This window comes from Companilactobacillus bobalius (assembly GCF_009764355.1).
Genome location: NZ_LNUA01000033.1, coordinates 17615 through 37755 on the forward strand (window position 1 = coordinate 17615; position 20141 = coordinate 37755).

Annotated in this window: 16 protein-coding genes and 1 pseudogene; 10 read left to right on the forward strand and 7 right to left on the reverse strand. The window is 35.8% G+C overall.

From position 1 onward, the window contains the following. The first annotated feature begins 11 nt into the window (after nucleotides 1-11). The 3 genes from ATN92_RS11535 to ATN92_RS11545 all read left to right on the forward strand — a co-directional run bounded on the left by ATN92_RS11535 (nucleotide 12) and on the right by ATN92_RS11545 (nucleotide 2017). Nucleotides 12-869, forward strand: a complete 858-nt coding sequence (locus ATN92_RS11535) for a MurR/RpiR family transcriptional regulator (RefSeq protein WP_056951874.1) — start codon at nucleotides 12-14, stop codon at nucleotides 867-869. Between the two features lie 154 nt (nucleotides 870-1023). After that, nucleotides 1024-1293 carry a hypothetical protein gene (locus ATN92_RS11540; protein ID WP_056951872.1) on the forward strand — a complete coding sequence of 90 codons (270 nt, stop codon included), beginning with the start codon at nucleotides 1024-1026 and terminating at the stop codon, nucleotides 1291-1293. A 76-nt stretch (nucleotides 1294-1369) separates the two neighbouring features. Then, a complete protein-coding gene (locus ATN92_RS11545) occupies nucleotides 1370-2017 on the forward strand; it encodes a TetR/AcrR family transcriptional regulator (RefSeq protein ID WP_056951870.1) in 648 nt (215 codons plus the stop codon). 74 nt (nucleotides 2018-2091) lie between these two features. Here ATN92_RS11545 and ATN92_RS11550 read toward each other — a convergent pair whose 3' ends face one another. From ATN92_RS11550 to ATN92_RS11570, 5 genes and pseudogenes are all read right to left on the reverse strand, one after another. Further along, nucleotides 2092-2787, reverse strand: a complete 696-nt coding sequence (locus ATN92_RS11550) for a LysM peptidoglycan-binding domain-containing protein (protein WP_056951867.1) — start codon at nucleotides 2785-2787, stop codon at nucleotides 2092-2094. A gap of 245 nt (nucleotides 2788-3032) precedes the next feature. Beyond that, the gene (locus ATN92_RS11555; protein WP_056951865.1) at nucleotides 3033-4385 is read right to left on the reverse strand and encodes a gluconate:H+ symporter; all 1353 of its coding nucleotides are present in this window, start codon (nucleotides 4383-4385) and stop codon (nucleotides 3033-3035) included. A gap of 57 nt (nucleotides 4386-4442) precedes the next feature. After that, a complete protein-coding gene (gene gntK / locus ATN92_RS11560) occupies nucleotides 4443-5978 on the reverse strand; it encodes a gluconokinase (protein WP_056951863.1) in 1536 nt (511 codons plus the stop codon). 458 nt (nucleotides 5979-6436) lie between these two features. Next, nucleotides 6437-6972 (reverse strand): annotated as a pseudogene (locus ATN92_RS11565) (GNAT family N-acetyltransferase). Nucleotides 6973-7040: 68 nt separating this feature from the next. Continuing rightward, a complete protein-coding gene (locus ATN92_RS11570) occupies nucleotides 7041-9008 on the reverse strand; it encodes a PTS sugar transporter subunit IIABC (protein ID WP_056951862.1) in 1968 nt (655 codons plus the stop codon). Between the two features lie 201 nt (nucleotides 9009-9209). On the opposite strand from ATN92_RS11570, the gene ATN92_RS11575 reads away from it, so the two are divergent. From ATN92_RS11575 to ATN92_RS11585, 3 genes are all read left to right on the forward strand, one after another. Beyond that, on the forward strand, nucleotides 9210-11912 hold the full coding sequence (locus ATN92_RS11575; RefSeq protein ID WP_056951861.1) for a glycoside hydrolase family 65 protein: 2703 nt from the start codon (nucleotides 9210-9212) through the stop codon (nucleotides 11910-11912). 172 nt (nucleotides 11913-12084) lie between these two features. Beyond that, entirely contained in the window at nucleotides 12085-13467 is a 1383-nt protein-coding gene (locus ATN92_RS11580) for an MATE family efflux transporter (protein ID WP_143444265.1), read from the forward strand. Between the two features lie 802 nt (nucleotides 13468-14269). Beyond that, the gene (locus ATN92_RS11585) at nucleotides 14270-14473 is read left to right on the forward strand and encodes a hypothetical protein (protein WP_056951857.1); all 204 of its coding nucleotides are present in this window, start codon (nucleotides 14270-14272) and stop codon (nucleotides 14471-14473) included. 61 nt (nucleotides 14474-14534) lie between these two features. Here the strand turns inward: ATN92_RS11585 and ATN92_RS11590 are convergent, their stop codons facing one another. After that, a complete protein-coding gene (locus ATN92_RS11590) occupies nucleotides 14535-15578 on the reverse strand; it encodes an alpha/beta hydrolase fold domain-containing protein (protein WP_056951855.1) in 1044 nt (347 codons plus the stop codon). 154 nt (nucleotides 15579-15732) lie between these two features. On the opposite strand from ATN92_RS11590, the gene ATN92_RS11595 reads away from it, so the two are divergent. The 4 genes from ATN92_RS11595 (at nucleotide 15733) to ATN92_RS11610 (ending at nucleotide 19234) form a co-directional block, all read left to right on the forward strand. After that, nucleotides 15733-16707, forward strand: a complete 975-nt coding sequence (locus ATN92_RS11595) for an ROK family protein (protein WP_056951853.1) — start codon at nucleotides 15733-15735, stop codon at nucleotides 16705-16707. Between the two features lie 66 nt (nucleotides 16708-16773). Next, entirely contained in the window at nucleotides 16774-17583 is an 810-nt protein-coding gene (locus ATN92_RS11600) for a Cof-type HAD-IIB family hydrolase (protein WP_056951851.1), read from the forward strand. Next, nucleotides 17583-18437 (forward strand): AraC family transcriptional regulator, encoded by an 855-nt coding sequence (locus tag ATN92_RS11605; protein WP_056951849.1) that lies wholly within the window; start codon nucleotides 17583-17585, stop codon nucleotides 18435-18437. Before ATN92_RS11600 ends, ATN92_RS11605 begins: the two co-directional genes overlap by 1 nt. Before the next feature lie 2 nt (nucleotides 18438-18439). Further along, complete coding sequence (locus ATN92_RS11610; RefSeq protein ID WP_056951847.1) at nucleotides 18440-19234, forward strand: Cof-type HAD-IIB family hydrolase; 795 nt, start codon at nucleotides 18440-18442, stop codon at nucleotides 19232-19234. Nucleotides 19235-19460: 226 nt separating this feature from the next. Here ATN92_RS11610 and ATN92_RS11615 read toward each other — a convergent pair whose 3' ends face one another. After that, nucleotides 19461-20069, reverse strand: a complete 609-nt coding sequence (locus ATN92_RS11615; protein ID WP_056951845.1) for a sugar O-acetyltransferase — start codon at nucleotides 20067-20069, stop codon at nucleotides 19461-19463. Between the last annotated feature and the right edge of the window lie 72 nt (nucleotides 20070-20141).

Here is a 20141-nt window from a genome sequence, read left to right on the forward strand (position 1 = left end):
AGGTAAAGCCTATGCAAAATAATTTTAATATGTTGATCAAATCCTACTATGACAACTTAACCGGGACTTCAAAGGATATCGCTGACTATCTTTTAGAAAATCCCCAAACTAGTTCGGCTCTAACCATTACCGATTTGGCTAAAAAGACTAATTCTTCTATTTCTTCTATTTCTCGTTTTGCAAAGAAATTAGGATTTAATAGTTTCCAAGAATTAAAAATCAATCTGCTCACATCAACAACAGACAAGAAAGAATCTAATAACCTCTTTCAAGAGATCAATTCTGACGATACCCTTAAAGAAATGGCGAAAAAAGTTTTCACATCTAATGTGTCAGCCTTAAATGCTACGATTGATACTCTGACCCAAGAACAATTACAATTGGCTATCGAAATAATTGCCAGTAAGAACTCTATTGCTTTCTTCGGATTAGGTGCTTCAGCTATCGTTGCTTTAGATGGCTACCACAAATTCTTGAAATCAGATAAAACTCCATTATTTGCTAATGACTTTCACATGCAATTAATGATGGCAACTACTTTGAGATCTGATACCTGTGCCGTAATAATTTCACACAGTGGTGAGAATAAGGATGCCCTGAAATTAGCTCAAAAGTTACACGAAAAGAAAATTAAAACTATCGGAATCACCAGTTATGGCAATTCATCTTTGACTAAAATTGTTGATTTGACCTTACTATCGATTTCCGAAGAAACAAACTATCAAGACGAGGCCTTGCACGCTATTATTGCCCAAATCTCCTTGATTGATACTCTCTTTGTTTTGACTGCTATGAAAGATGACAAACAAACGACTGATGTCTTTAAAGAGATTCGTGAGACAATCAATGGTACTCGTTTGAACAAATAATCAATTCCAAATACCAAATAACCCTGATAAATCAGGGTTATTTTTATATTCTTTTTTTTAAAACATTTTTTTGTTGCATTTTTAAAAGAAAGAACTATAATCGAATTTGTAAATTGATAGTGAGTACTCACTATCATACAAAGGAGAGGATATTATGTTTACAACAATGTTTTGGATTCTAGCAATTTGGTTCATTATCAATGTAATTCGGATGTGGTTCGTAACTGATAATCAAAAACTTCAAAAGACTTTTGCTTGGATTAATGTAGTTGCCGTTATCGTTGGATTCTGGGTTTACTTCGGAGCCACCAAAGTTAGTGGTATCGATACTTGGTTCAATATTATGAATTACGCAAATATTGTCGTTGCCCTTGTTCAGTTCTACTTTGGTTACAGAAACAGCACTACTATCAAACATGCCTAAAAATATTTCGAAGTTTTACCTCTTGTGTTCCATTTAGGATAGAATGGAACTATCAATAAAAAATGAGGTATGACATATGGACAATCAATTTGATATTTATCGTGAAGCAGAAAAAACTGAAAAGCTAACGCCAAAACAAAAATTGATTTTCCAATCAGCTATCGACTTATTTTCTAAGCAAGGCTATGCCAATACTTCAACTAAAGAAATTTCTGAGCATGCTGGAGTTTCTGAAGGAAGCATTTTTCGTAAGTTTAAAAATAAAGAAGAATTATTGATGGCAATTCTGACACCCCTGACCCATAAAATTCTACCCCAGGATTTAGATCAATTTTCTCAAACCACTTATCAGAATGGCAGCCTTAATTTAAAATATTTTTTAACAACTATGATAAATGATCGTATCTCACTCTTTAAATACAACCATAAAATAATGAAGATATTCTTGAACGAATTTATCTACGATCAAGATATACATGACCGTTTGATTGAAAGTATTCCTAAAAAATCATTTAAACAGTTCAATCAGGTTCTGGATGAGTTAAAGCAAAAAAATTTATTGATTGATTGGGACAATCTTGAGATTTTTCGATTCCTAGCCTCAAATATTTTAGGATACTTGATCCAACATTATATTATCGTGGACGAAAAGAAGTGGGACGAACCTTTGGAAATAGAACACGTCACAGAGTTTATCGTTAAAGGATTAACTCCAACAAAATAGTTATAAACAAAAAAAGCCGGTGAATGGAATATTACTTTCATTCATCGACTTATTTGTTTATTTAAGAATTATTCTTAAAGTACTTCAACTGATGCTGTTGTAACACCGTATGAAGGAATTTGGTTATTTGGCATAGCAACGTCTAATTGGTTAGGGTTACTGTATGCAAATGTACCTGTATCATTAACTGTTCTGATCAATACTGTACCGTCAGAAAGTGTGATCTTAAGTGTTGTACCCTTAGGGAATACTGAAAGGTTAGCAGCAACACCGCTATAACCCATGTTTGAACCTAATACGGCTGGATCATAGAAACTGATCTTGAATGTACCTTGTGATGTACCAGTTGTATTTGTGCTTGTTGTTTGTGTTTCAGAAGCACTTTGTGTAACTGCTTGTGTTTGTGTATTTTCTTGTGTAGTACTTTGTGTTTGTGTAGTTGTCTCTTGGTTACTTGTTTGTTGAACATCAGTTTGTGGTGTTACTGTCTGTTGAGCATCTGTAGTTGATGTTGTTGTAGTAGCACCTGGCAATGTAACTGTTTCACCAGGGAAGATTAAGTCAAATCCGCCAACTTCACGGCCGTTTGCTTGTTCTAGTTCGGCGATTGTTACACCTGAGTTAGCAGCGATACTCTTGTATGTGTCTCCTGCTTCAACTTGAACATGGTTACTGTCGAGTTGTACTGCAGCTTGAGCAGTTTGTGATGTTGCTGCAAGTGCTGTTAAAGCTGTTGTACTTACTAAAGCGATAGATAAAACTTTTTTCATGAATTAATTACATCCTTATATTTAAAATTATTGTCTAGCCCTCATTTGCTATGTTGCATATACTAACAGGTGTTTATTACACAATTACGTCTGTCAAATTACAAAAGCAGGCTTTTCTGTAATTTTAGTAACAATTCTGAAACAATAGGTCTAACTATCGTTGGTATAATAAGATTTTACTTTTTATGAATTTGAAAATAATTAAAACTTATTCTGAAAATATGAGAGTATTCTTATAATAATCATTAAACAAAAGCACTCAATATCATTACACAAATGATGCCAACGACTGATATCAAGGTCTCTAGCACCGTCCAAGTCATTAATGTTTCCTTAACTGTTAAATCGAAATATTCCTTAAACATCCAGAATCCAGCATCATTTACATGAGAAACTGCTAATGATCCAGCACCGATTGCTAAAACCATTAAAGCTGGATTTACACCTGCTGAGGTCATCAGAGGATAAACCAAGCCAGCAGCTGTTAATGAAGCCACTGTTGCAGAACCTAAAGCAATACGTAATACAACAGCAATTAGCCATCCCAAAAGTAAAGGTGAAATATTAACGCCAGTAAATAATTTCATAACCGCATTACCGACACCACCATCAATCAAGACTTGTTTGAAGGCCCCTCCACCACCAATTACAAGTAGTAACATGGCAATCGATTTGATAGCATCTTCCAAACTCTTCATAATATCTGGTGTTTTGAATCTTCTTGCCCAACCCATTGTGTAAATTGCTAGTAGTAAAGAAATCGTCATTGTAATAGCTGGCGTTCCAATAAAAGCAATGATTGAATCTAATTTAGTTGGATTGTCAGGAACTGAACCTCCATCAATGACTAATTGATAGATAGTTGTAATAGCCATCAAGACTACAGGGAACAATGATGTTAAAACACTAATACCAAAACTAGGTGTATCTTCCAGTTTAAAATTCTTTTGAGGTCCTAAGGCCGTTAAATTTCCCTTACGATTAAAAGCATCTGGAACAATTCTTTGCGCCAATTTCGTATACAATGGACCCGCTACTATTACTGCTGGAATAGCTACAATAATTCCGTAAAGTAACACTTGACCCGCATTAGCACTCAAAACTGTACTGATAGCTGTTGGGGCTGGATGTGGTGGTAAGAATCCATGAGTAACTGACAAAGCCGCAGCCATTGGAATTCCTAAATAAAGAATTGAAACCCCTGCTTCCACAGCAATAGCGAAGACAATAGGAATTAACAAGACCATCCCCACTTCAAAGAACAAAGCGATTCCGATAATGAATGAAGCTAAAACAATTGCTAGTTGTAATTTCTTTTTACCGAACTTTTGAATCAAAGTGTGCGAAATTCGGTAGGCACCCCCAGCGTCAGCAACCAAACGGCCAAGCATCGCACCGAATCCAAAGACAATTGAAAGTTCACCTAATTGTCCACCAATCCCATCTTGAATACTGGTTGCTATTTTGGTTAAGGGAATTCCTAAACCAATTCCCACTACTATAGAAGTAATTATTAATGAAAGAAATGTATTAAATTTTAATTTGATGATCAAGAACAGCAGTAATGCCACACCTAAAATCAATACCAAGAAAGCCATTTGTAATCCCCTTTAAATTTTTTGACATAAAAAAATGCGTTATTAGCGCACTTTAATTTATTTCATATGTTTCTTTTGAAATTCCGCAATACTCTTATATTCAGGTTCCAAAACTTGTGACAAGCGAATCCAAATTGGTAAGAGTTCACGATAAACTTCAAAATTCTTTTCATTAGGTTTGTGAACGTCTGTAACACCGACCATACCCTTAACAGCAGATAAATCGTCAACATATCCTAGGGCATACATGCCTAGTACGGCAGCTCCCAAACAGGAACTTTCGAAACTTTCAGGAATAGTAACATCTTGCTCAAAAATATCAGCTAGCATTTGTCTCCAAAGGGCTGAACGAGCAAAGCCGCCAGTAGCTTGAATACTCTTAGGCTTACCAGTTACTCTTTCAATCGTCAGCATCACAATGTAGAGATTATAAACGATTCCTTCCAAAGCAGCTCTAACCATGTGGGCACGTGTATGTTTTCTAGTTAAACCGAAGAATGATCCACGCGCATAAGCATTCCAAATTGGGGCACGTTCTCCACCTAAATAAGGATGGAACAACAAACCATCAGACCCAGCAGGAATCTTTTCAGCAATCTGTGTCAAAATATCATAGGTAGAAACTTGCATTTGTTCAGCAGTAATCTTTTCTGGAGCGAACAACTGATCTTTAACCCAACGGAAAACAATTCCTCCATTATTAACTGGTCCACCGACAACCCATTTATCTTTTGTCAAAGCGTAACAGAATAAATGTCCATCTGGATCAACAACTGGTTTATCGACGACAACACGGACGGCACCACTTGTTCCGATTGTGACAGCCACGACCCCAGGATCAATTGCATCGACACCCAAGTTTGAAAGAACACCATCACTGGCACCAAAAACGAATGGAATATTTTTAGAGATACCCAACAACTTACCATATTTGGGATTAAGCCCAGTAATTGTATCAGTAGGTTCAACCAATTCAGGTAATTGATCAGTAGTAATACCCAGGAGTTCCAAGGCTTGTGGTTCCCAGGCTAATTTAAAGATATTAAACATCCCAGTTGCGGAAGCAATTGAGTATTCCATCTTATAAACACCGAATAATCTGAAGAAAATGTAAGTTTTTAAATCAATAAACTTCTTAGTTTGAGCAAACAACTCTGGTTTCTCATTCTTTATCCAAAGAATTTTTGATAACGGAGCCATTGGATGAATTGGTGTTCCTGTTTTAGCGTAAATCTCAGCACCCAATCCATTTTCTTTCAACTCTTCACTATATTTAGCAGCTCGATTATCTGCCCAAGTAATAGCACGAGTCAAAGGTTGATCATCTTTATCCATTAAAATCAAACTGTGCATTGCTGATGAGAACGAAATTCCCTTCAATTCACCCCGTTTGATTTTACCTTTACGAATAACTTGTCCCAGAACCTCTACCACAGCATCGAAAATATCATCTGGATCTTCCTCTGCCATATCAGGGACATCTTGGTATAATTGGTAACCACTATTAGCGTATGCAATGACCTTTCCTTCCATGTCGTATAAGACACTCTTCGTACTGGTCGTTCCAATATCAACGCCAATCATATATTCCATATCTAAACTCCTCACGTGATTTTCTAGACTATTAATATTATTGCATATTTTTCAAATAATTTTTAGAAATCTTAACTGTAGTAGTATGATATTTTGAAATCACGTGAAAAAAATGTACTTCTATTGCCGTCGTCCGCAAAAAATCTGTGAGCCGCTGGAACGTGGTAGACCGACTTCGAGATCCATGATTTCACACTTTGTGCGAAATCATGGATCTCGAAGCTCGGTCTTTTACTAACCTTGCTACGCAAGCTAAGTAAAATATCACCACTGAGGGCTCACAGATTTTTTACTACCGACTAGTTTTTCGTTTCCAATATTATCAAGTAAAACCGCAGCATTTTGAATTTTTTAACTCTATATAGTCAAAAAAGAACCAAATTTACAAAAACAAAAAACATCTATTAATTTCACTACACAAACTTATGGTGTCCTTAATAGATGTTTTTTGTTATTTTTTACTTCCATTCATCACGTAAAATTCCGTATTGAACTGAATCGTAATACTTACCTTCATAAAAACGAACTTGACGAATTCTTGCTTCTTGTTTCATTCCAATTTTTTCGGCTACGTGCATCATTCGTGGGTTTCCAGACCATGTTGTTAAGCCTAAATGTGGGAAGTCAAAAAGATTGAATAAGTAAGTAATATAAAGTTTTAGAGCTTGACTTCCGATATGTTTATCCCAAGTATTTGTCTCATAAATGGTAATTCCCATGTCGTACCACTTTGCTAATTTTCCATCTTTAAAATGTCCACCAACGGAACCAACGATTTTACCATCGTTTGTAATCAATAATGTTCCTTATCGCCTAACCAAACTTTTGGTGCTAGTTCATTAATGAACTCTTCTTTAGTAGGTAAATCATCGTGAAAGTATGGACCGTTTAGTTTTGTCCACCCCGCATTGGGATCACTAAAAGCTAATTGCCAAAATTCTTCTAGATCTTCTGGCTGTGCTTGGCGTAATTCTACTTTTGACAAATCAATCATCTCCAAAATAAAAAGAACTTGTCATTATTATATGGCAAATTCTTTCTAGTTCAATATTAATTTTTTTATTAGTTAGCTTGTGCAGGTTCACGGCTACCTAATCTTACCTTTTCAACAGCATGACTGCTTTCAAGGTCTTCTTCTTTGAATCCGAAGAGGTATGTACATACAAATGAAACAACAATTGTAACAGCTGATGCGATTAAGTATCCTGTGAAGCTACTGTCAATACCCTTTGGATTGATGAATGAAGCAAATCCGATTAATGAACCGGCGAAGCCCCACATATCAACATGCATTAATCCGGTAATCAAGCCACCAACGGCACTACCGATATTTGCTGTCCAGAAGATACGACCATATTTCAAATTAATACCATACATTGCAGGTTCTGTAACTCCAGCAAAAGCTGAAAGTGTAGCGGCACCGGCAATTTGTTTCATATCAATGTTCTTCTTTGTTTTAACAAAGACAGCCATTGCAGCAGCACCTTGAGCAACCATTGTTGCAGAAACAATAGCGTTCAATGCACTGTGTCCTGTTGTAGCAATTTGACTAGCAACAACGGGAATAACAGCCCAGTGTAAACCGAAGATAACCAAACATTGATAGAATCCACCGATCAACAATCCAGAAATAGCAGGACTGAACTTCAATAGAGCAACGATACCATTTGCTAAGTAAGAACTTAGAAGTGTAATAACTGGTCCGACGATAACGATAATAATTGCACTGACAATAAATACTTCTAGTAGAGGACTAAGGATCATACGTAGTGACATAACAATGTGTTTCTTGAGCCATGGTTCTATCTTTGAAGCAATCCATGCCGCAGCGATCATTGGGAAAATTGAATAAGTATAGTTTGCGATATGAATAGGAATACCAAAGAAGTTACTGTTGAAATTCATTGCGGTACTACTTGTTTTAGTTGCTACTTGTACCAAGGTTGGATATGCCAAAACACCACCGATAACACCCATGATGATCTGGTTAGCACCTAATCTCTTAGCAGCTGTGAAACCAACTAGAATAGGTAGGAAATAAAATACTGAATCACCCATTGCACTAATAATCATATATGTAGAACTTGTTGCAGATAACCATTTAGCTGAAACGATTAAAGCTAATAATCCCTTTAAAATACCTGATGCAGCTAACAATCCAATGATAGGCATCATGCTGGCTGTGATTACACCAATTAAAGCACTGAAATAAAACTTTGTCTTAGGCCAAACACCTCTTGGAGCTTCAACCTTTTCTTTCTTAACTTCAGAATCTCCACCAAATCCAGGTCCTAAAGCTTTAACAACAGCATCATAAACATCTTCAACTGCAGGTCCAATAACAACTTGATATTGTCCACCAGCTTTAGCGACATCTAGAACACCCTTCATGGATTTGATAGTGTCATCGTTAGCTTTGTTGTCATCTTTCAAATAGAAACGAACACGTGTGATACAGTGAATAACATTTTCAACGTTACTTACTCCACCAACATTCTTAACGATATCTTTACCTAGCTGGTCATAATCGACCTTGCCTGATGGTTTAGCAGTAGATTCTCCAGGAGCCATCAAACTAACTTCAGCAACACTGTTACCAGCTTTAACATCACCTTTAGTGACGTTAACATCTTTAACCATCTTATTAGTATTGGTAAGAGCAACGATCACATCTGTTACTTTACCAGCCTTTTTGACAGCATCAATGTCCATTGTAGCTATCTTTTGACCAGCTGTAACTGTATCTCCTTCTTTAACAAATAGTTCAAAAGGAGCACCGTTTAATTCAACTGTATCAACACCCATGTGAACCAAAACTTCTAATCCATCATCAGTACTGAATCCAATTGCGTGTTTCGTTGAAGCTACTAACATAACTTTCCCAGAGACTGGGGACAAAATCTCATTTCCAGTAGGAATAACTCCAAATCCGTCACCCATATCTTTTTCAGAAAACATTGGGTCATGAACTTCAGTTATTGGTACAGCCTGACCATTTACGGGAGCAAGCATTTTAACTGTACTCTTCATAAGAATAGCACCTCCTTAAATTTAGTAACCGGTTACATCTTTCATTCATAATAATAATACGTCTTGTCATGTATAAACATCAAGTTAGAACATTTTTTATTATAAAATTCGCACTAAAACCGTATTGACGGGGTGTATAATACGTATTGTAATAATGTGTTTAAACAAATATATAGCTTTTTATTTATGGAGGAAATAGTCATGAAACCCTTATATTTAAAGTTTACAGATGATGAAATTATTTATTCCGACAATAAAGATCTAACTGATCAACAAAGTTATAAGCTTAATCCTGGACAAGAGTTAAAAGAAAATTTTCAGGATTTTGCAAAAAATCTTTCGACTCCAATCGATTCTTTGATACTTACAAATACACATGAAAGTTTACTAAATAAAAATTTAATTACCTATAATGGCCAAACGATCGATTGTCGCAATGATTTGGAAAATATCTTCCACGTTCCAGTAGTCAATATGGAAGACATCCGCAAAGATGGTCTGGCTTTGGCCATTCACAATGCGATTAGTTACTCCGGCTGGCACTTGGACTACAACCATTTGGATCACGACAAACGTCAATACGGTCAAGAATCCATGCAAACAATCGGTAATGGCTTTTTAGGTTTAAGGGGTACTTACTTAGAAGCCAAAGCTAATGACGACAATTATCCTGCCACGTATGTTGCTGGCGTCTTCAATCAATTATCTACTCCAATCAATGGCCGTGAAGTTATCAATGAAGACCTCGTTAACCTGCCAAATTCCCAATATATCAGCTTTAAAGTAGATGAAGGTGACTATCTTAGAATCAAAGATGATTTGGTTCAGGAATCCGTACGTTCTCTAGACATGAAACATGGAATTTTAACAATTTCTACTATTATAAAGTTGGATGATGGCAAAGAATTGAAAGTAGTTGCTAAAAAATTGGCCGACCTGAAAAATTATCACGATTACTACCTTCAATATTCTGTCACACCCCTGAATTTCTATGGCAAAATAACTTTATTGACTCAAACAGACGCTTCAGTTGTGAACAGCAATGTCGCTAGATATCGTAATTTGGCCAATAAACACTTAGTCGTCGACAATATTGAAAACAACGACAAAGAAATACTAATGCTAGCTCACACTAACCAATCTCAAATTGATTTAGCTATTAAGACTAATATTTCCTATCCTGATATCGACAATGCTCAATATTATATGGAGAATAAATCTGAGGTAGCTAGCCAATTTATTGCTTTTAATGTCAAACCAAACCACACTTACACTCTAGAAAAGGCCGTCAGCATTTTCACTTCACTTGAAACCAACCCTGACATGATTGACACCGCCAGAAATCACAAATTCATCCCTACCTTTGCAGGTGCTCAAGAAGCATCAAAAGAGGCTTGGCACGATGTTTGGAAGAAAGAAAATATCATTGTTTCTGGGGACGTTACTGCACAAAAGTTATTACATTTGAATTGTTTCAGTATGACGATTGCTGCACAAGAACTTGCTAACAAACATTTAGATGTTTCAGTCGGTTCCAGAGGCCTAACTGGTGAAGGTTATCGTGGACATATTTTCTGGGATGAACTCTTTGATATGAACTTCTATCTCCTACACTATCCAGAATTGGTTAAAAACTTAATGATGTATCGCTATAACCGTTTAGATGCCGCCGAAGAATATGCCGCAGCTAGCGATTACAAAGGAGCTATGTTCCCATGGCAAAGTGGCATGTATGGTGACGAACAATCACAAGAAGTTCACCTAAATCCCATGACTAACACTTGGGACCCTGACAATTCTAGAAAACAACGTCACGTTTCCTTAGCCGTAGCCTATAATGTTCTAAATTATTACAACGCTACCCAAGATGAAGCTTTCATGAGTCAATATGGATTGGAAATGCTTTTTGATATTGCTGAATTCTGGATTAGTATGTCCAAATTTGATCCTGACACTGGAAAGTACACAATCTCCGATGTCATGGGACCAGATGAATTCCACGAAAATTATCCTGGTGATACTGATAACCAAGGCTTAAAGAACAATGCTTATACAAATATCATGGTCAGTTGGTTCTTCAAGAAACTTGCAAAATTAATTGAAGATGAACCTGCTAAAGTAATCGATGATAATCTCAAGAGAACTAATTTCACCCAAGAGAACATCAAAGATCTGAATAATATCAGACACAACCTCAAATTAGACTTCAGTGGTGACATTCTTGGTCAATTTGAAGGTTACTTTGATCTCAAGGAAATCGACTTTAACAAGTATCGTCAACAATATGGCAATATTTCTAGAATGGACCGAATTCTCAAAGCCCATCATGATTCTCCTGATAATTACCAAATTGCTAAACAAGCTGACACTTTAATGGCCCTATTTAATATTCGTGAGAGTGCCTTTCTAAAAATTATGCTTGATTTAGATTATCCAATTGTTAACCCTAATAAATTTATTCATGACAATATTAAATACTATATTGCCAGAACAACCCATGGCTCCACTCTTTCTCGAATCGTTTACTCAATGTTGATGCTTAAAATCGGTGAAGACAAACAAGCTTGGAAACTATTCTACGAAGCACTTACTAGCGACTACTATGACATTCAAGGTGGTACGACTGCCGAAGGTATCCATTTAGGTGTTATGGGTGCAACATTAAATGTCGTTACCTCCTACTTTGCTGGTGTAGACTATCGCGGCAAGATGCTTGAAGTTAATCCACACATGCCAAAGCAATGGGAAGAAGTAGATTTTCAAATGACTTTTAGGGATGTCAATTTCAAATTCAGAGTTACTGACAATACTTTTATCGTAACGACTGATAAGGATACGGAAATCAAATTTCTTAACCAAAAATTACCATTAACCGCTAACCAAGAGATTCAATTGACTTACTAAATAACAATAAACAAGCTATACCAACTGTAATTGGAGTTCTTTTACGGTCAGTATGGCTTGTTTTACTTATACGCTTACACCCAGATGTGACAAGTTACTCAAAAATAACTTAATCTTTCGGTTCTACCCCCTTACCAATCAAAAATAAAATGATAGAATATTCATAATCTTTATGGAGGGGTTTAGACATATGATAGATCTGACTAACGGCAGACCTATAAAAGTTATTTTTCTGTATACCATACCTTTGCTATTAGGTAACTTTTTCCAACAATTCTATAGCTTTATTGATACCTTAATTGTTGGTAAAACTATCAGTGTCAATGCTTTAGCCAGCGTTGGTGCGACAGGGGGATTAACAGCACTAGTCATTGGATTTGCTCAAGGGATGACCAGTGGTTTAACTATTTTAACCGCAAGAAAATATGGAGCCAACGATGAGGCTGGTGTAAGACAAAGTTTTGCTTCAGGAATCATCATTTCTCTATTTATCATCGTTGTTTTTACAACGATTGCTCTTTTAGTAGCTTATCCACTGCTTGTCGCCATGCAAACACCTAAAGTGTTGCTACATGACTCATTTATCTTTTTGGAGATTATCTTTGCAGGAATCTTTTCTTTTGTAGGCTTTGATTTTTTGGGAAACACAATGCGAGCACTTGGAGATTCAAGAGTGCCTCTATTCTTTTTAATCGTAAGTACAGTTTTAAACATTCTTTTAGAGTTAGTGTTCATTCTCTATTTGAAGATGGGCGTAGCTGGTGCTGGTTTAGCCACTGTTGTTGCGCAAACAATCACTTTTGTAATTCTTTATTTCTACATTAGAAAACACATCCCATATTTAATTTTAACCCGTGATGATTTCAAAATTGATATGGACGAAATCAAGGAATTGTTAAAAATTAGTTTGCCAATGGGCTTTCAATCTTCCATCATCGCTATTGGTTCAATCATTCTACAATTCATGCTCAACACCTTAGGTGCCAATGCGGTTGCTGCATACACGGTTGCAGGAAGAGTTGAACAAATTGCCACCTTACCAGCCTTTAGTTTTGGTTTGGCTCTAGTTAACTTCACTGCTCAAAATATGGGTGCTAAGAAATTTGATCGTATCTTGAAGGGTGTCAAAGATGGAATTTTAGTCTCAGTAATTTCTAGTCTTGTCATCGGAATCTTTTTGATTTTCTTTGGTCAATCAATTTCTCATCTATTCATGAATGGTAGTGAAACAAAAGTTTTGAATTTGATTCAAATTTACTACTACTTCAATGGTTCGACCTACTTTATCTTGTCAATTCTCTTCATTGTCAGATATACATTACAAGGATTGGGCAATCAAAAAGCACCAACAATTGCAGGTATTGCCGAACTATTAATGAGAGTCTTTGCTGGTGTCGTTCTTATCCGTATCTTCGGATTCTACGGTGCTGCCATGGCTAATCCACTGGCTTGGACCGGTTCAGTATTGGTATTAGTAAGTACTTGGAATATCGAGATTAAGAAACTGAAAAATATGAAGAACCTTCTGAATCACGAGGAAACAGCTTCAGAATAGCTAATTTCTTACCTAGTTGTGGTTAAAAATTCCGTCCTCCACAACAAGAAAATTTGGCTGGAACGCCATGGGCCGACTTGGAGCTAATTATTTTACACTTCGTGCAAAATAATGGATCTTCAAATTTGGCCTTTATCTAAGCAATAAATTGCTAAGATAAATCTCATGGCTGAGCCAATTTTCTTGTTGCTCCGGACTAAATCCTGCTTTAATAAATAATAAACGAGAATGACTTCTATATAAGAATTTTAAATAAAGGATATATTTCGAATACTCAATAGGAGTCGTTTTCTACCGTTAATCAAGGGAAACCTAATATTATAAGGTTTCCTTTTTTTCATATTCAGATATATGTAAATATCAGATGATTTAAAAATTAAAGTAAACTAAATAACACCCCATACATCCCATTATTTAAAATTAGATGTTGCATAATTAGATCCAAAGAATCGGTCGATAGTAAAAAATTTGTGAGCCCTCAGTGGTGATATTTTACTTAGCTTACGTAGCAAGGTTAGTAAAAGACCGATCTTCGAGATCCATGATTTCGCACAAAGTACGAAATTATTAGCTTGAAGTCGTGTCCACCACGTTCCAGCGGCTCACAGATTTTTTGCGGACGACGGCATATTTCAACCACATAGGATACATATATCTGTCTATCTTTATGATTACTAAGATATTCTTTTATTGTCTTTAATCATCACTCATGATATAAATTGACTACATTCAGGATGTTTTTTTATCCGATTATATAGAAATGATACGATACTCGTAAATAGATATTTAGGGAGATGTTATTATGGGAATCTGGGCTATTGTCATAGGTGTAATTCTAATTTTACTTTCTCTTCAAACTTTTCGTTCTGTAGCAAAGACATTTAAAAAATTAAAAAAGGGCGAGATAACCAATCCTTCACCCTTTATCGCATATGCCCTCTGGACTACCGATGTTATTGCTTTATTCATTGGTATCGCCGGCGTTATGACGTTCACATTTTACTAGACTTTCACAAAATAAATAGCTCCTATTTAGATAATATGTACATTCTAAATAGGAGCTATTTTTAACTGTTTAAAGCTTCAGCACATTCGATTAAAGCATCTTCTACTGCTGGTATTTTACCTACATAATTCAAAAAGGCATGTGCTAAACCACCGTAACGGATATATTCAGCTTCGCATCCTGCCATACCAATTTTTTGAACGAAGGCTTCATCTTGTAATCTAAACGGATCAAACTCACCTGTCATTACCAAAACTTTTTTAAAAATCAATGGATCAGCGTACATTGGTGAAATAAGTGGTGCTGAAAGGTTATAATTAGCACCATTCAAATAATATTTCGTCATAATCTTATCTAGACGTTTAAATTGTGTATAGTTATTATGAAGTGTTTGTCTTTGTTCTGGATTAATCGGAATCAAATGATCATTCCAAAGTGGACCATTATAATCTGAACCTTGAACAATTGTTGGGTAGAATAAAATGTGCTTATAGATTTCACAAACACCCATATTACTACTCAATTGACTTACACCTAAAGCAATTGAAGCCCCAGCTGAATCACCTGCTAGAGAAATTTGTTGGTGTTTATCACATACATTCATCAGAACCGAAAGACAGTCTTGAATAGCGGTTGGATAAGGTTTTTCTGGAGCGATACTGTAATCTACACTATAGATTACTCCATTAAATTTAGCAGCTAATAAACGTAGAAATGGTAAAGTATCTTCAGCGGACCCACCATAATAGGCCCCACCATGAACATAAATTAAGGCTTTTTCAGTTGATAAATTTCTGTCGTTGCGATAAATTTTCAGATATCTAACTTCTCGATCTAACTTATTACTCATTTCTACATCGATTCTAACTGTCGAATCAGAAGTAATTACATCGGCTTTTTGATTCCCAGCACGTAATTGTGTCAGATCATCAGGTAGTTGTGGATCATCACTCAAGGTTTTCAAGTGATCCCAAATCATTGGCTCATAAGAATGGGCATCCACCCTATCTTTAACAATCATTTTGACATTTTCTAGATGAGGAATATCGACTGACTCAATCTGATTCAATCGGCTCAACTCAACGTTATAATCGCTATTCATCATAATAAAAGCCATCCTTTATTTTTTATTTAGGTCAATTCGTATTATCTATACTACAAATAGTATACGTCCTGTTTAAACATATTTTCCACTAAATTATAACAAAACTTTTTATTAATATTGATTAATCCCAAACACCTTATTAGGAGGAAATACAGTGACATCTAACAGCAAAATTTCAGCCCGGGAACATAATCTACAATCAATCCTACACTTACTGGATATCCACAAGTCCCTCTCTGCTAAACAACTCTCAACCTTCACCGGTTTAAGTGTTGTCAGCATCAATAAATTAATCGAACTATTGGAATTAAAAAATATTCTCACAGTCGATTTTACCGATACCAGAGGTCGTCGAGCTAAAACTTATCAAATAAATTATCAAGCCTTCACCCTTGGGGCGTTGCAACTCAATGAAATTCATGATCATATCAAAGCAAATTATTCCCTCATTGATCTGTCAGGGAAAATTATTTTTCAAACTCAGTATGATGAAAAAATAACTTCAGTCGAACAACTTCTAGAATTTATCAAACAGCAGACAGCCCAAAACAAACCGCAAAAGATAATTGTTGGTATTCCTGGTGATGAATTGAACGGATACTTGCAACTGATTGATGTCAAAGAACTGCGCGGTATTAAATTATCTAAAGCCATTGAGGTCTCAACTAATATTGACACTATCATCGTCAACGATATTAATGCCTGTATTTTTGGAGCAGCTTCTTCACTACACGAAAGTCAGAACATTGCCGCTGGAATTTACTTTCCTAAATTTTATGGTCCTGGAGTTGGAATCGTTATTAATGATCAGCTTATTACAGGTGCAGACGGATTAGCAGGTGAAGTTCAATACGGTACCGTCAACCAACACGAATCCCCTAAAAGTCAGATTATTGATCACCTACAAAATATTATCAGTCTGATCAATCCTAATTTACTCATTGCCTATATTGATGAGCTGAATCTAACCGATTTAGAGATCAACCAGATTGTTCAGACTCTCCACCGACATTTACCGCTGCATCAAAACTATAAATTAGATTTTAATCGCAATTTCCAAGAAGATTATTTGCTTGGTTTGGCTACTATTGGTCGAAATATTATTTTTAAAAAGTTAAGTGGCAATTGAAACCGCTTAACTTTTTTGGTACAATATCCCTATCTTAATTAACTAAGTTTAAAAAGGGGCAAGCACATGAGTATAAAATTAATTGCTTTAGATGTTGATGATACATTACTAACTTCCAACCAAAAGATTGCTGAATCTACCAAGTTGGCTTTAAAAGAAGCTTTATCTAAAGGTATCAAAGTTGTTCTTTGTTCTGGTCGACCATTAGCTGGTGTTAGCCATTACCTAGATGAATTGGGCGTGCAAGGCGACAATCAATACGTTATTACTTATAACGGTGCACTCGTAGAAACAGCTGCTGGCAAGGTTCTCTCTCGTAAGACAATCGATAATAAAGATTACCGCAGAATCGTTAAATTTGTTGAAGCACACAAAATGCAATATTATGTGCTTGATGACAATAGTAATGTCTATACTTCTAATCACGATATTAACCGTTTTGCCGTTATTCAAGCTTGGGAAAACAGTGCTGGTATCTTTGTTCGTGAACCGAATGAATTAGCCTCCGATTTCGAAATTGCTAAGGCTGCCATCGTTGGTGAAAAAGAAACTTTAGATCAATATGAACAAGCGGTAAAAGATGAATTTTCTGATGAATACTATGTTGTACGTGCCGGTGCTAACTTCATCGAAATCATGCATCCCGAGGTTAACAAAGGTGAAGGTTTAACTACTTTGGCTGAAATTTTAGGTTTAAATAGCGATGAAATAATGGCTTTTGGTGATGAAAAGAACGACTTACCAATGTTTGATTTCGTTGGTTCTGCCGTGGCAATGGGCAATGGTTCAGATATTGCTAAGGAACACGCTAGATATGTGACTGATACTAACGACAACGACGGTATCGCCAAAGCACTAAAGAAGTATGTCCTTTAATGAAAATTACGCACGAAATAGTTCAACCAACACCAAAAGTACCTTTTAAATATTATTTTCATGATGAAAATTCACCTAAACGTGTTACCCCACATTGGCACCGTAATATTGAATTAGGTTTCATGGTTTCTAAGAACACCATACTAGTCAAAGATGATAATCAAGAAGACGAATATCATCAAGGTGACATTTGGGTCATCAATTCACGAGATATTCACGAGACTACTTTTGTTAATAGAAAATCAGTCTTCGTCTTCTGCCTTTTGATTGACTATGACTTCCTCAAAAAAATCTATCCTGATATCGACCAAATTCATTTTGACCTGAAAGGTAAACCGGCTTGTCTAAAACAATTAATTAACTACCAAGAATTGGAAAGGCAACTGCGAATGATGATTCAACTTTTGCAGGAGCCTCGGGATGGCACTTTCAATCTCAATCTGACTGGACGGATCTATATTTTGATGGCTAATTTAATCAATAATTTTTCCCACAAAGTCACTTCCAACATTTCGGTCAACGAAAGTTTGATCGACCAGGCTTTAGGAATAATCAATAGTAATTACACTGAAGATTTGAATGGGACGGTTTTGGCTCATGAATTAAATACCTCAGTCACAACTTTGAATCAACAATTTCACCAGACCGTTCAAATGTCGATCAATAAATATATCACGACTGTACGTCTGCTAGCGACTCAAAAGAAATTACTCAACACTAACCAAAACATCGACTATATTGCCATTGATAGTGGCTTTAACAGCACCAAATCATTTATCAGAAACTTTAAGAATTGGAAGCACACGACTCCCTATCAATACCGTAAAAATTTTGCTGAACTGGAAAGGATTTAACTATGACAATTAAATTAGTTGCTACTGACATGGATGCTACCTTCTTAGATGACAGTAAACATTTTGACACTAAGAGATTCGACAAGATTTATCAATACATGACTGATCACAATATCTATTTTGTTTCTGCTAGTGGTAATCAATATTATCAATTGAAGAATTTTTTTAAAGATTATCCTGAAACACTTTTTGTCGCAGAAAACGGTGCTTTAGTCGGTAATCATCAAGAGATTTTTAAAACTTGGCATTTTCCAGCTGCCGTAACTAAGAAAGTTATTCAAGTTTTGGAGAACACTGATCATATTCAATATATTGCCTGTGGTCGCAAATCGGCCTATATTCTCAACAGTGCAACTGAGGAATTTTACAATATTAGTAAATTCTACTTTCCACGTATTACAAGTGTCGACAGTTTTGAAGATATTGACGACGAAATCCTCAAGTTCTCAGTCAACTGCCCACTCACTGAAACTGAAGCTTATATGGAACATTTAGCTAACGGTATTGGCAAAGATGTTTCCGTTGTTTCCAGTGGTCACGGCGATATCGATATCATCCAGGCACAAGCTAATAAAGCTACAGGTTTAGAATATTTATCACAAAAATTAAATATCAAACCAGAAGAAATGTGTGCTTTCGGGGATGGTGGCAACGATCTTGAAATGTTACGTTATGTCGGTCATGGTGTTGCTATGGAAAATGCTAGTGATATTGTCTTAGAAACAGCTCCATATCAAACAACTAATAATAATCAACAAGGTGTTCTCGAACATCTCGAATCTGTCTTTGAATTGTAAAATCGATTTTTCTTCACATTTAATTAGAACAAACATCGATTTTTTTCAATAATTAATTCATATCTCGGCGGTAAAGTATAAGCATAATCAAATAAGAAAATATTTGGTTATCCTTCCCCTATAGATAATGTATAATCCTTAACAACTAAAAAACTGTTTCTTACGGATTCAGTTCAAACAAAAAGCTCAAAATCGCTTGCTGACGGTTTTGAGCTTTTTGCTTGGTTTAATTTTCAAAGTAACGTTGTTTCTCTAATTCCCAATACTTTTTATCCTCGTCATTGATTTTTCTTAATACTTTGCAAGGATTACCAACTGCTACCACATTATCAGGAATATCCTTAGTTACTATTGAGCCTGAACCGATAACGACATTATTACCGATTTTAACGTTTGGATTAATCACCACATTACCACCAATCCAAACGTTATTACCAATCTCAATTGGTTTACCATATTCGTACCCTTCTGTTCGAATCACAGGATCAATTGGATGACCAGCTGTATAAACTCCAACACGAGGACCAAACATGACATTGTCACCAATCTTTACTGGTGCAATATCTAAAAGGATTAGGTCGTAATTAGCATAGAAATTCTTTCCAATAGTCGTATTGCAACCATAGTCTGTATAGAACGGTGGTGTTATATAAGGCTTTTCGCCAACTTCTTTGAATAAATCTTGTAAAATTTCGGTTCTACGTGGAACCTGTTCTTCATCAGATTGGTTGAATTCCTTTAATAGTTTCTTAGCTTTTAAAAAATCCTTTTTAAGTTCTGGATCATGTGCAATATATAAGTCGCCAGCTAACATTTTTTCTTTTTGTGATCTCATCGTCATATTCCTCTATCCTTAAAAATTCATACATCAAGAATAACAATTTTTTGTCAAAAAAATACCCATTTA